Origin of the sequence: Microcella sp. (genome assembly GCF_046296455.1) — a bacterium.
In the GTDB taxonomy this organism is placed as follows: domain Bacteria; phylum Actinomycetota; class Actinomycetes; order Actinomycetales; family Microbacteriaceae; genus Microcella.
Genome location: NZ_JBKBLF010000003.1, coordinates 46085 through 58570 on the forward strand (window position 1 = coordinate 46085; position 12486 = coordinate 58570).

Below are 12486 nucleotides of genomic sequence, written 5' to 3' on the forward strand. Positions count from 1 at the left end.
CTACGAGGGCCCCGCCGCGGCGACCACCACAGCGTCGCGACGGGGCCCGGCCCGGTGGGTGACGCTCAGCCGCGCGGAATGAGCCGCTGCAGCTGCGTCACGTGGTGCGGCTCGAGCTCGTCGAGCGAGCGCACGCCGAGCAACTTCATCGTGCGGGTGATCTCGCCGCGGAGGATCTCGATTGCGCGGTCGACGCCCTCGCGCCCACCGGCCATGAGGCCGTAGAGGTAGGCGCGTCCGATGAGCGTGAAGCGCGCGCCGAGCGCGATGCTCGCCACGATGTCGGCGCCCGACATGATGCCCGTGTCGAGGTGCACCTCGGTGTCCTTTCCGACCTCGCGCACGACCTCGGGCAGCAGGTGGAACGGGATCGGCGCGCGGTCGAGCTGCCGACCGCCGTGGTTCGAGAGGGTGATGCCGTCGACGCCGAGGCTCGTGAGGCGCTTCGCGTCGTCGACAGTCTGCACGCCCTTGACGACGAGCTTGCCGGGCCACTGCTCCTTGATCCACTTCAGGTCGTCGTAGGTGACCGTGGGGTCGAACATCGCGTCGAGCAGTTCGCCGACGGTGCCGTTCCAGCTCGAGAGGCTCGCGAAGGCGAGCGGCTCGGTGGTCAGGAAGTCCCACCACCACCACGGGCGCGGGATCGCGTTGACGATCGTGCCGACCGTGAGCGCGGGCGGGATCGAGAAGCCGTTGCGCTTGTCGCGCAGGCGCGCGCCGGCGACGGGCACATCGACCGTGACGAGCAGCGTGTCGAAGCCCGCGGCCGCCGCGCGCTCGACGAGCTGCATCGAGCGCTCGCGATCTTTCCACATGTAGAGCTGGAACCAGTTGCGGCCATCGGGCGCCGCTGCTCGAACATCCTCGATGCTCGTCGTTCCCATGGTCGACAGCGAGAACGGGATGCCCGCCGCGGCCGCCGCGGAGGCCCCCGCCACCTCGCCCTCGGTGTGCATCATGCGCGTGAAGCCGGTGGGCGCAATGCCGAAGGGCAGCGCGACGCGCTCGCCGAGCACCTCCCAGCCGGTGTCGACCTGGCTCACGTCGCGCAGGATCGCGGGGTGGAACTCGATGTCGCTGAACGCCTGCCGCGCCCGGGCGAGGCTCAGCTCGCCCTCGGCCGCGCCCTCGGTGTAGTCGAAGGGCGCCTTCGGGGTGCGGCGCTGGGCGATGGCGCGCAGGTCGGCGATCGTCAGCGCGCCCTGCAGGCGGCGCTTCTTGCCGTTGAGCTCGGGCGTCTTGAACCGCATGAGCGGCGCGAGCTCTTTCGGGCGGGGGAAGCGGCGTTTCACCATTGGGGTTTCCTCGTTCTCAGGTCGGTCGTGTCACAAATCACGGAGTTTCGGGGGCCGCGCGGCATCGCGACGTGGGTTAGGGGGACTTCTCGGGCTGACGTTCCGTGATTTGTGACCCGCGGGAGTCGTAGCGGGCGAGCAGGCGATCGCGCGCGCCCTCGATGTGGGCGCGGGTCAGGGTGCCCGCGCGCTCGGGGTCGCCGGCCGCGACGGCGTCGAGGATGCCCTGGTGCTGGGCGACGACGTCGTCGAGAGCGAGCAGCCGGTGCGCCTGCACCTGCCCGGTGCACAGCTCGATCTCGCCCATGAGCAGGGCGTGCAGGCGCGCGAGCCGGGGGGAGCGCTGCGCCTCGACGAGAGCGCGGTGGAAGGCGATGTCGGCGCGGGCCAACGGGCCCGAGCGGTCAGCGGTGGAGGCATCCGAAGCGGCGTCGACGAGCATCCGCTGCGCCGCGATGGCCGCGATCGGCACGACGCCGTCGGCGGCGAGCGTGCGCAGCGCGGCCTCTTCGACGATGGCGCGATTGGCGTAGAGGTCGACGATGTCGTCGCGGCTCAACTCGGGCACGCGCGCGGTCTTGTGCGCCTCGCGCCGCAGCAGCCCCTCGGCCACGAGGCGCTCGAGTGCGACTTTGGCCGTCGGCCGTGCGACCCCGAAGCGATCGGCGATGGCCTGCTCGGTCACGGCGGATCCGGGCGCTTCGCGCTGGCTCAGGATGCTCTCGCGCAGCGCCTCGTACACCGCATCAGGCACGCGGGTCACGGCGAGGGCGTCACTGCTCATGACGGCGACAGTAGCAGATTGTTATACAAGTACACGAGTCTCTCGCCCGGGCCTCCTCGCGACGCGGCCGCGGCTACCCGGTTCGACCGGCGCTGCTCGCCCGCACGATGAGCTCGGGCGTGAACACGACCTGACGACCCGGGTCGGCGCCCTCGTCCGCTTCCGCCAGCAGCATCTCCACGGCGGTGCGGCCGATCAGCGCCGCCGGCTGCCGCACCGATGACAGGGGCACGACGGCACCCCGCGCGAAGTCGATGTCGTCGTACCCGACGATCGCGATGTCATCGGGCACCCTCATGGTCCCGAGCATGACGAAGGCCTGCAGCGCCCCGATCGCCATGAGGTCGTTCGCCGCGAAAACGGCGTCGGGGCGATCTCCCGGGGCGCGGGCCGCGAGCTGCTCGCCGAGCCGCCGGCCCTCGAGGATGCTAAGGCTCGCGCCCGTGATGATCTCGACCCGAACGTCGTCATGCTGCTGCGCCACCTGCTGCAGGCCGAGCAGTCGATCCTGCACCTGACGGATGCTGAGGGGCCCTCCGAGGAAGGCGATGCGCCGGCGGCCGCTCGCGACGAGGTGCTCACCGGCGAGCCGCCCGCCCGCCACGTCATCGACCGACACCGAGCTCACATCGCCCGAGCTCGACGTTCGGTCCACGAGTACCGCGGGAATACCCCGTTCTCGCAGGCGCCGCAGTCGCGTCTCGACGTCGCCGAACGGCGTGATGAGCACACCCCGCATGCGCTGCTCTTCGAACAGGTCGAGATAGCCGGCTTCGCGGTCGGTCTTCTCATCGCTGTTTCCGAGGATGATCGCGTACCCCGCTTCGCGCGCGCCGTCCTCGGCGCCGATCGCGAGTTCGCTGAAGAAGGGGTTGCGCACGTCGAGCACGATGAGTCCGATGGCCCGACTGCTGCCGGCCCGCAGCTGCCGGGCGGCATCGTTGCGAACGAACCCCAGCTCGTCGATCACCGCGAGCACCTTGCGCGCTGTCTCGCTCGAGACCTTGTTGGGGCGGTTCAGCACGTTCGAGACCGTGCCGATCGACACCCCGGCACGCTCGGCGACATCGCGCATGCTCGCCGGCGACCCCTTAATCACGAGGTCAGTCTAGGCCGGGTTTACCGGATTGTGATTCGTTTCATTTGACGAGTTGTCCGTATCTCTGTATCGTCCTCTCAACCTAATGAAACGTTTTACGTTGGGAGCACGTCAGTGACGACGAACACCGAGCCGGCAGCGCCTGCGCTCGAGCTCACCGCGGTCGCCAAGTCTTTCGGCGCCGTGGTCGCCCTCAGCGACGGCGAGCTCCGCCTCGACTCCGGCTCCATCCATGCCCTCGTCGGCGAGAACGGCGCGGGTAAGTCGACGCTCGTGAAGATCATCGCCGGCCTGTACCGTCCCGACCGCGGCGAGTACCGGCTCGGCGGGTCCCCGGTCGACTTCCACACCACTGCGCAGGCGAAAGATGCCGGCGTCGCCGTGATCTATCAGGAGCCCACGCTCTTCCCCGATCTCACCGTTGCGGAGAACATCTTCGTCGGGCGCCAGCCTCGCGGCCGGTTCGGTCTCATCGATCGAGCGGCTATGCGCCTCCAGTCGCGCCAGCTCTTTGCGCAGCTCGGTGTGCCGATCGATCCCGATCGGCTCGCAGAGGGCCTCTCGATCGCCGACCAGCAGATCATCGAGATCGCGAAGGCCATCTCCATGGATGCTCGGGTGCTGATCATGGATGAGCCCACCGCGGCGCTCTCGGGTGTCGAGGTCGAGCGGCTGTTCACGGTCGCGCGCAGCCTGCGCGACCAGGGCGCGGCGATCCTCTTCATCTCCCACCGCTTCGACGAGGTGTTCTCGCTATGCGACCGCATCACGGTCATGCGCGACGGCCAGTACATTGCCACCCACGCGACGGGGGAGACCACGGTCGACGCCATCGTCCGCGAGATGGTGGGCCGCGACATCGCGCAGCTCTTCCCGAAGGTCGCCGCGCCGATCGGCGAGGTGGTGCTGCGGGTGACCGACCTGCAGAGCGCGGGAGTCTTCCGCGACGTGAGCTTCGAGGTTCGTGCCGGCGAGATCGTCGCCTTCTCCGGCCTCGTGGGAGCGGGCCGTACCGAGATCGCTCGTGCCGTCTTCGGCATCGACCGCTACGACTCGGGGCGTGTCGAACTGCTCGGAGCTCCCTTGCGCCCCGGAGACCCCATGGCGGCGATCGATGCCGGAATCGCCTTCGTGCCGGAAGACCGCCGCAAGCAGGGCCTCGTGATGGATCTCTCGGTCGCACGCAACGCGACGCTGACGCTGCGCCACGTGCTCGCGCGTCTCGGCATCATCAGCGGCGCCCGAGAGCACCGCGAGGCCGCGAGGTGGACGAGGCGTTTGCAGGTCAAGGGCTCGCTCGACGCCGAGGTCTCGACCCTCTCGGGCGGCAACCAGCAGAAGGTCGTGCTCGCGAAGTGGCTGGCCACAGAACCGCGACTGCTGATCGTCGACGAACCGACCCGGGGAATCGATATCGGTACCAAGGCCGAGGTTCACCGGCTCCTGTCTGATCTCGCGGGTCGGGGCATCGCGATCATCATGATCTCCTCCGAGCTGCCCGAGGTGCTCGGCATGGCCGACCGCGTGATCGTCGTGCGCGAAGGAGCCATCACCGCGCAGCTCGATCGGGCCGACGCCACCCCCGAATCCGTGATGCGCGCCGCGACGGCCGTGGGAGAGGACGCACGATGACCGCCGCTGCGCACGACCAGCGCCGACCGTTCGGCGACCGCTTGCGCGGAGTGCTCCGACTTCGCGAGCTGCCCGTCGCGGTCGCCCTCGTCGTTCTCGTCATCATCACGGCGCTCATCAACCCGCGATTCCTGACGCCCCAAAGCACGAAAGACCTGCTGCTCAACGCCACGATCGTTCTGATCCTGGCGGTCGGGCAGGCGATCGTCATCATCACCCGCAACGTCGACCTCTCGGTCGGCTCGATCCTCGGGCTCTCCGGCTTCCTGACGGGCACGCTGTTCGCGGCCGTGCCCGGAATCCCGATCCCGCTGGTCTTCCTCGCCGGGATCCTGCTCGGAACCCTGCTTGGAGCCATCAACGGTCTCCTCGTCACCCTGGCCGGCGTGCCAGCACTAGTCATCACGCTCGGCACGCTCTACGTCTACCGGGGCATCAACAACGCCTGGGCCGGTGGGCGCGAGTACTTCTCGGGAGACCGTCCCGAGGAGTTCGGGAACCTCTCGGTCGATACCGTCTTCGGCTTCCCGGTCATCACGCTCATCGCGCTCGTGGTTCTGGTGATCCTGGCCATCGTGCTCTGCGGCACCCGGTCGGGCCGCGACTTCTACGCCATCGGCTCCGACCCCACGGCGGCGACCCTGTTCGGCATCCCAGTGCGGCGGCGGGTCTTCACCGCCTTTCTGATCAACGGCGGGCTCGCAGGCCTGGGTGGGGTGCTCTACGCGTCACGCTTCAGCTCCGTCGGCGCGACCACGGGGACCGGCATCGAGCTCGATGTCGTGGCGGCCGCGGTGGTCGGCGGGGTCGCCATCTTCGGCGGATCGGGCACTGTGGTCGGGGCCGCGATCGGCGCGCTCCTGCTCACGACGATCACCAGCTCGCTGACCGCGCTGCGGGTCGACAAGTTCTGGCAGCAAGCGGTCGTGGGCGTCCTGATCCTGGCCGCCATCATTATCGACCGCCTCGCGAGCATCCGCACCGCTCGTCGACTTCGCGTGAGTGAGGCCCGCAATGACTGAGACCTCGACCGCCATGCCGCGCCGTGCCCATCCCGTCATCACCTGGCTGCGCAGCCGTGATGCGGTGCTCGTCGGGGTGCTGCTGCTGATCATCCTGATCGCGAGCCTGGCGCTCCCGCGATTCGCGGGCCCGGTCACGGTCGGGTACCTGCTGCTCAACGCCGTGCCGATCCTCATGATCGCCTTGCCGATGACGCTCATCATCATCACCGGCGAGATCGACCTCTCCGTGGCGAGCATCGTCGGTATGAGCACGGCGACGATCGGGTCGCTCACCCTCGCTGGCTGGGAGTTCCTACCGGCGGCGGGCGCGGCCGTGGTCGTCGGCACGCTCGGGGGAGTGCTCAACGGCGTGCTCATCGCCTTCCTCGGCCTCCCCTCTCTCGCGGTCACGATCGGCACGCTCGCGCTCTATCGAGGCCTGACCCTCGTGTTCATCGGCGACAACTCGGTCTCGAGCAGCTCGTACCCGCCGGAGTTCGCCCAGTTCATCAACCTGAAGCTTGGCGCTACCGGCATCCCCGCGGTGATCCTCATCGTGCTCGCCTTCGTGATCATGTTCTCAGTAGTGCTGCACCTCACACCGTTCGGTCGAGGGCTGTATGCGCTCGGCTACTCGAAAGACGCCGCCACCTTCGTGGGCATCAAGGTCGCACGCTCGAAGTTCTGGCTCTTCGTCGCCAGCGGATTCGTCTCGGCGCTCGTGGGCGTCTACTGGGCGCTCTACTACAGCGCCCGCAGCGACAGTGCTACCGGGCTAGAACTGACGGTTATTGCCGCGGTGCTCCTGGGCGGCGTCTCGATCTTCGGCGGCCGTGGAACGGTCGTCGGCGCGATCACCGGCGTGCTCATCATCAGCGTCATCAACTACGCGCTCCGCTTGCAGCGTGTGCCTGAAGTGGTGCTCATCATCATCACCGGCACCCTGCTCATCATCTCGGTGGTCGCGCCGAGCGTCGTCGATGCGGTTCGCCGCCGACGCGCCTCGACCCGCAGCCGCCGCTCGCTTCCCCAGGGCACCGCCCGGGGAGATCACGGCGTCGAACTCTCGACGACCGCCCACCAAGAGAAGGAATGACAATGGAGTTGCTTCGCAATCACCGCGGGGGCGTTCGTCGCCGCCTGCTCACGTTCGCCGCGGCGAGCACCGTCGCCGCACTCGCCCTGACTGGCTGCGCTACTGAGGCCCCTGCCGGAGAGGGCGAGGGTTCGAGCGAGGGTGCCACCATCACGTTCATCCCGAAGAACCTCAACAACCCCTACATCACGCTCGAGCTCTCGGGCGCGAAGGAGGCGGCGGAGGAGCTTGGCTTCGTGTACAACGAGGCCGCTCCGCTCGATGCCGGTGCCGACAGCCAGATCCCGTTCATCCAGACCGAGGTCCAGAACGGAACGCAGATCATTGCCGTGTCGCCCAACGACCCGAACGCTGTCTGCCCCGCGCTCGAAGACGCTCGCGCTGGCGGAGCGAAGATCATCACCTTCGACTCCGACTCGGCCGTCGAGTGCCGCGACATCTTCATCAACCAGGTGTCGGTCGAGCTCGTGGCCGCTGGTCAGCTGAAGCAGCTGTTCGACCAGATCGGTGGCACCGGCGAGATCGCCATCCTGTCGGCCACCGCCGCAGCGCCCAACCAGAATGCGTGGATCGAGGCCATGATCGCCGAGATCGAGGCGAACCCCGAGTACGAGTGGGACCTCGTGGCCACCGTCTATGGTGACGACGACGACACCAAGTCGTTCCAGGAGGCCCAGGGCCTGCTGCAGTCGTACCCCAACCTCGCGGGCATCATCTCGCCCACGACGGTCGGCATCGCGGCGACGGCTCGCTACCTCTCGACGTCGGAGTACAAGGGCCAGGTCGCGCTCGTCGGTCTCGGTCTCCCGGGCCAGATGAAGGAGTACCTGCTCGACGGCACCGTCGAGGGCTTCGCGCTGTGGGACCCGTCCGAGGTCGGTTACCTGGCGGCGTACGCGGGCAAGGCCCTGCTCGACGGCACCATCACCGGTGCTGAGGGCGAGACCTTCGAGGCCGGCAAGCTCGGCACCTACACGATCGGACCGGACGGCCTGATCATCGTCGGCGAGCTGCTCGAGTTCAACGCCGAGAACATCGACCAGTACGAGTACATCTCCTTCTAGTCGCTATCCGGTGCGGGGGCCGGGCCCCGGCTCGGCCCCCGCCACCACTCGACCCTTTCCCTCTCTGCCACCGGAGCCGCTCATGACCACCGACCGCACGCGGGTGTGCTTCATCCTGCAGGTGCGCCCCGATCGGCTCGACGAGTACCGCGAGCGCCACGAGGCCGTCTGGCCTGAGATGCTCGAAGCCCTCTCGGCGACCGGCTGGCACAACTACTCGCTCTTCCTCGACGATGACGGACTCCTCATCGGGTATCTCGAGACCGACGACTTCGCAGCCGCGCAGACGGCGATGTCACAGACCGAGGTCAACGCCCGCTGGCAGGCCGAGATGGCCCCGTACTTCGTCGAACTGCAGGGCCGACCTGACGAGAGTATGCGCACCCTTCCTCTCGTCTTCCAGCTGGAGACACAGCTCGCGGCTCTGACAGACACCTCCGATCGAAAGACGACCCCATGACTCCCCGCTTCGCTCAGATTGCGCCGCACCTCGAGCGCCAAGCCATCGAGCTGCCCTCGTGGGCCTTCGGCAACTCGGGCACGCGCTTCCGCGTCTTCGGCACGCCCGGCACCCCGCGCGACCCCTTCGAGAAGATCGCGGATGCGGCCCAGGTGCACGCGCACACGGGCCTCGCCCCGACCGTCGCGCTGCACATACCGTGGGACGCGGTGGACGACTACACGGCCCTGCGCGCTCACGCCGAGGAGCATGGTGTCGCACTCGGCACGATTAACTCGAACACCTTCCAGGACGAGGAGTACAAGTTCGGCTCGCTCGCCGCGAGCGACCCGGTCGCCCGCCAGCGCGCGATCGATCACCACTTCGCGTGCATCGACGTCATGCACCAGACGGGCTCGCGCGACCTCAAGATCTGGCTCGCCGACGGAACGAACTACCCCGGGCAGGATGACATGCGGCGGCGTCAGGACGCCCTCGCCGAGAGCCTCGCCGCGATCTACGAGCGCCTCGGCGACGAGCAGCGCCTCGTGCTCGAATACAAGTTCTTCGAGCCGGCGTTCTACCACACCGATGTTCCCGACTGGGGAACCGCCTACGCCCAGGTCGCCGGCCTCGGGGATCGCGCGATGGTCTGCCTCGACACGGGCCACCACGCTCCGGGCACGAACATCGAGTTCATCGTCATGCAGCTGCAGCGCCTCGGCAAACTCGGCTCGTTCGACTTCAACTCGCGCTTCTACGCCGATGACGACCTCATCGTCGGTGCCGCCGACCCGTTCCAGCTTTTCCGCATCATGGTCGAAGTCGTGCGCGGCGGAGCGTACGACGACGGTAGCGACGTCGGCTTCATGCTCGACCAGTGCCACAACATCGAGGAGAAAATCCCCGGCCAGATCCGCAGCGTGCTCAACGTGCAGGAGATGACCGCGCGCGCTCTGCTGATCGATCGCGACGCCCTCGATGCAGCCCAGCGCGCCAACGACGTGCTCGCGGCGAACAGCGTCCTCATGGATGCCTTCTACACGGATGTCCGCCCCGACCTCGCCGCCTGGCGCGAGTCGCGGGGCCTGCCGGCCGACCCGATGGCCGCTTACGCCGCGAGCGGCTACCGTGACCGGATCGTCGCCGAACGGGTCGGCGGCACACAAGCAGGATGGGGAGCGTGATGACCGAGATCTCGACGGTACTGACACCGAAGGTGCGACGGAAGACCCGGATCGGGCTCGTCGCCGGCGGCCTGGGCACCTACTGGCCCCAGTTCCCAACGCTGCTGCCGCAGCTGCAGGAGAGCGCCCGAGTCGTCTCCGCTCGATTTCAGGCGATGGATGCCGACGTCGTCGATGTCGGCTTCATCTCGGATGCACAGGAGGGTGCGGTCGCGGCTGAGAAGCTGCGGGCCGCCGACTGCGATCTGATCGTCATGTTCCTGACGACGTATCTGACGTCGTCGATGGTGCTCCCGATCGCGCAGCGCTCGAACACGCCCGTGCTCGTGATCGATCTGCAACCGTCGGAGAAGATGGACCACGCGAACTTCGACACCGGGGCCTGGCTCGCCTACTGCGGGCAGTGCTCGGTTCCCGAGGTCGGCAACGTCTTCCGCCGTGCGGGCATCCCGTTCCGCTCGGTCTCAGGCCACTTGGCGCACGAGCCGGCCTGGCGCCGCATCGAGCAGTGGATCAACGCCGCGCACGTGCGGGCGACCCTCCGTCACGCCCGCCACGGACTCATGGGTCACGTGTACCCCGGCATGCTCGATGTCTCGACCGATCTCACGCTCCTCCCGGTGACGTTCGGGTCGCACATCGAGGTTCTCGAGTTCGACGACCTGCGCGTGCGGGTCGAGAAAGTCACCGAGGCGGAGACGCGAGCCCGCATGGAGCTCGCCCGCGAGATCTTCACGCTCGACGACACCGTCGTCGACGACGATTTCGCCTGGGGTGCGCAGGTGTCGGTCGGTCTGGACCGACTGGTCGACGACTTCGAGCTCGACAGCCTCGCCTACTATCACCGCGGCCTCGACGGCGAGCAGCACGAGCGCCTCGGTGCCGGCATGATCCTCGGAGCCTCCCTGCTCACCGCCCGCGGCATCCCCGCGACCGGCGAGTACGAGCTGCGCACGACCGTGGCGCAGCTCGCCACCCAAGTCGTCGGTGCCGGAGGCTCGTTCTGTGAGATCCAGGCGCTCAATTTTGACGACGGCGTCGTCGAGATGGGGCACGATGGGCCGGCCCACCTCGCCGTCAGCTCGCGCGACCCGCTCCTGCGCGGACTCGGCGTCTTCCATGGCAAGCGCGGCTGGGGGGTGAGCGTCGAGTTCGACGTGCAGCAGGGCCCGGTGACGCTACTCGGCCTGGGGCAGGATCGTGACGGCGGTCTGGCCTTCATCGCCTCGGAGGGCACCGTGGTGCCGGGTCCGTTGCTGGCGATCGGCAACACCACGAGCCGGGTCGACTTCGGCCGTGATCCTGGCGAGTGGGTCGACGAGTGGAGTGCGACGGGCATCGGCCACCACTGGTCGCTATCGATCGGGCACCGCGCCGACGACTACAAGGCCGCTGCGAGCCTGCTCGGTATCGATTTCCGCCAGGTGTGATCGGTGTCCCTTATCGTCGTCGCGGTGCTGACCGCGAAGCCCGGCAAAGGCCCGCAGGTCATCGAGTCGTTTCGCGAGGTCTCTCCGCTCGTGCATGACGAAGCGGGGTGCGAGCTCTACGCGGCACACCTCGAACAGGGCGGCGATACGGTCGTGATGGTCGAGCGCTGGACCACCCGCGCTGACCTCGATGCGCACGCCGCGGGCACCCCGCTCGCACGCCTCAACGAGCTCAACGCCGATCTGCTCGAACGCCCGTATGACGTCTGGATGCTCGACGCGGTGCCCCTCGGCGACGAGGCCCGCGGTGTCATCCCGCGATGTATCGGAGGCGCGTTCGACCCGGAGTAGGCTGGTTCATTGAACGGTCGATGAAGGGGGTGCGCATGGCGACCATCCGCGATGTCGCGCGCCTCGCCCAGGTCTCTGCCGGCACGGTCAGCAACGTTCTGAACCGCCCGTCGTACGTGCGGGAGGAGACGCGGGAGCGCGTGCTCGCCGCCATCCGCGAGCTCGATTTCGTGCCCGACCAGGGCGCCCGGCAGTTCCGGCCCGGCCGCGTGCGTACGCTCGGGCTCGCGATCGCGAACCTCGACAACCCCTTCTTCGTCGACGTGGCGCTCGGGGCGGAGGAGCGCTGCAAAGAGCTCGGCGTCGGGGTGGTGTTTTGCAACAGCGGCTACGACCCCGTGCGCGAGCAGCAGAACCTCGACCTGCTCGTGCAGTCGCGCGTGCAGGGCATCATCATCGCCCCCGTCGACGAGCGCAGCCCCCGACTCGAGATGCTGCGCGACCGCGGGGTGCCGATGGTCTTCGTCGACCGCGTGGGCGACGACCGCGACTGCTGGTCGGTCGTCGTCGACGACTTCGAGGGCGGGCGCCTCGGCGCGCGCCACCTCGTCGGCGAGGGCCACCGCCGCATCGCCTTCCTCGGCCACCCCGAGCAGAGCCCCAAGGTGCGCACGCGTCTCGCGGGTGCGCGGAGCGTCGTCGACGCCTCGCCGGGCGTCGAGTTCGAGCTCATCGAAGCGGACTCGTGGACGATCGAGGCGGGCCGGTCCGCCGCTCGCCGGCTCGCCGAGCGGCTGCCGGCGCGGCGGCCGACGGCGGTCTTCTGCGCCAACGACATGCTCGCCCTGGGCCTCGAGCAGCAGCTGCTGCGCGACGGGGTGCGCATCCCCGACGACATCGCGATCGTCGGCTACGACGATCTCGAATGGGCGTCGGTCTCGAGCGTCCCCCTCACGACCGTGAGCCAGCCCCGCTTCGGCCTCGGGCGCACGGCGGTCGACATGATCATGGACCTCCTGGCCCGCACGACCAAGACCATCCCGACGGCGAACCACGTCGTCCTCCGGCCGGAGTTGGGGGGGCGGGTGTGCGCCGGCGCGGGGCCGGGTGCGCGCGGGGGGGTTGGCGGGCACGCACGTCGGGCCCGCTCCTCGTCTACTGT

At 68.5% G+C, this 12486-nt stretch carries 11 protein-coding genes and 1 pseudogene; 9 read left to right on the forward strand and 3 right to left on the reverse strand.

Annotation, left to right across the window (positions count from 1 at the left end; all coding sequences use genetic code 11):
- Nucleotides 1-65: 65 nt before the first annotated feature.
- The 3 genes from ACK4HH_RS02590 to ACK4HH_RS02600 form a co-directional block, all read right to left on the reverse strand.
- Nucleotides 66-1298, reverse strand: coding sequence for an alpha-hydroxy-acid oxidizing protein (locus ACK4HH_RS02590; RefSeq protein WP_409648072.1), 1233 nt, complete (start codon nucleotides 1296-1298; stop codon nucleotides 66-68).
- Nucleotides 1299-1374: 76 nt separating this feature from the next.
- The gene (locus tag ACK4HH_RS02595; protein ID WP_409648074.1) at nucleotides 1375-2082 is read right to left on the reverse strand and encodes a GntR family transcriptional regulator; all 708 of its coding nucleotides are present in this window, start codon (nucleotides 2080-2082) and stop codon (nucleotides 1375-1377) included.
- Nucleotides 2083-2155: 73 nt separating this feature from the next.
- Complete coding sequence (locus tag ACK4HH_RS02600; RefSeq protein ID WP_409648076.1) at nucleotides 2156-3181, reverse strand: LacI family DNA-binding transcriptional regulator; 1026 nt, start codon at nucleotides 3179-3181, stop codon at nucleotides 2156-2158.
- 114 nt (nucleotides 3182-3295) lie between these two features.
- On the opposite strand from ACK4HH_RS02600, the gene ACK4HH_RS02605 reads away from it, so the two are divergent.
- From ACK4HH_RS02605 to ACK4HH_RS02645, 9 genes and pseudogenes are all read left to right on the forward strand, one after another.
- Nucleotides 3296-4813 carry a sugar ABC transporter ATP-binding protein gene (locus ACK4HH_RS02605; protein ID WP_409648077.1) on the forward strand — a complete coding sequence of 506 codons (1518 nt, stop codon included), beginning with the start codon at nucleotides 3296-3298 and terminating at the stop codon, nucleotides 4811-4813.
- Nucleotides 4810-5835: an ABC transporter permease gene (locus tag ACK4HH_RS02610; protein WP_409648079.1), complete on the forward strand. Its 1026-nt coding sequence runs from the start codon at nucleotides 4810-4812 to the stop codon at nucleotides 5833-5835. The genes ACK4HH_RS02605 and ACK4HH_RS02610 overlap by 4 nt, the downstream gene beginning before the upstream one ends.
- Nucleotides 5828-6913: an ABC transporter permease gene (locus tag ACK4HH_RS02615; RefSeq protein ID WP_409648080.1), complete on the forward strand. Its 1086-nt coding sequence runs from the start codon at nucleotides 5828-5830 to the stop codon at nucleotides 6911-6913. Before ACK4HH_RS02610 ends, ACK4HH_RS02615 begins: the two co-directional genes overlap by 8 nt.
- Before the next feature lie 2 nt (nucleotides 6914-6915).
- The gene (locus tag ACK4HH_RS02620; protein WP_409648082.1) at nucleotides 6916-7977 is read left to right on the forward strand and encodes a rhamnose ABC transporter substrate-binding protein; all 1062 of its coding nucleotides are present in this window, start codon (nucleotides 6916-6918) and stop codon (nucleotides 7975-7977) included.
- Between the two features lie 82 nt (nucleotides 7978-8059).
- Nucleotides 8060-8437 carry an L-rhamnose mutarotase gene (locus ACK4HH_RS02625; protein WP_409648084.1) on the forward strand — a complete coding sequence of 126 codons (378 nt, stop codon included), beginning with the start codon at nucleotides 8060-8062 and terminating at the stop codon, nucleotides 8435-8437.
- Nucleotides 8434-9603 carry an L-rhamnose isomerase gene (gene rhaI, locus ACK4HH_RS02630; RefSeq protein ID WP_409648085.1) on the forward strand — a complete coding sequence of 390 codons (1170 nt, stop codon included), beginning with the start codon at nucleotides 8434-8436 and terminating at the stop codon, nucleotides 9601-9603. Before ACK4HH_RS02625 ends, rhaI begins: the two co-directional genes overlap by 4 nt.
- A complete protein-coding gene (locus ACK4HH_RS02635) occupies nucleotides 9603-11033 on the forward strand; it encodes an arabinose isomerase (RefSeq protein WP_409648197.1) in 1431 nt (476 codons plus the stop codon). Before rhaI ends, ACK4HH_RS02635 begins: the two co-directional genes overlap by 1 nt.
- Nucleotides 11034-11036: 3 nt before the next feature.
- Nucleotides 11037-11384 carry a putative quinol monooxygenase gene (locus tag ACK4HH_RS02640; protein ID WP_409648086.1) on the forward strand — a complete coding sequence of 116 codons (348 nt, stop codon included), beginning with the start codon at nucleotides 11037-11039 and terminating at the stop codon, nucleotides 11382-11384.
- Nucleotides 11385-11419: 35 nt separating this feature from the next.
- Nucleotides 11420-12388, forward strand: a pseudogene (locus ACK4HH_RS02645) (LacI family DNA-binding transcriptional regulator); the annotation flags it as partial.
- Nucleotides 12389-12486: the final 98 nt, after the last annotated feature.

Bases quoted from the DNA above. Each gene is read 5' to 3' on its own strand.
- ACK4HH_RS02590 (WP_409648072.1), bottom strand. From the start codon at position 1,298: ATGGTGAAACGCCGCTTCCCCCGCCCGAAAGAGCTCGCGCCGCTCATG.
- ACK4HH_RS02610 (WP_409648079.1), top strand. From the start codon at position 4,810: ATGACCGCCGCTGCGCACGACCAGCGCCGACCGTTCGGCGACCGCTTG.
- ACK4HH_RS02635 (WP_409648197.1), top strand. From the start codon at position 9,603: ATGACCGAGATCTCGACGGTACTGACACCGAAGGTGCGACGGAAGACC.
- ACK4HH_RS02625 (WP_409648084.1), top strand. From the start codon at position 8,060: ATGACCACCGACCGCACGCGGGTGTGCTTCATCCTGCAGGTGCGCCCC.
- ACK4HH_RS02620 (WP_409648082.1), top strand. From the start codon at position 6,916: ATGGAGTTGCTTCGCAATCACCGCGGGGGCGTTCGTCGCCGCCTGCTC.
- rhaI (WP_409648085.1), top strand. From the start codon at position 8,434: ATGACTCCCCGCTTCGCTCAGATTGCGCCGCACCTCGAGCGCCAAGCC.
- ACK4HH_RS02615 (WP_409648080.1), top strand. From the start codon at position 5,828: ATGACTGAGACCTCGACCGCCATGCCGCGCCGTGCCCATCCCGTCATC.
- ACK4HH_RS02595 (WP_409648074.1), bottom strand. From the start codon at position 2,082: ATGAGCAGTGACGCCCTCGCCGTGACCCGCGTGCCTGATGCGGTGTAC.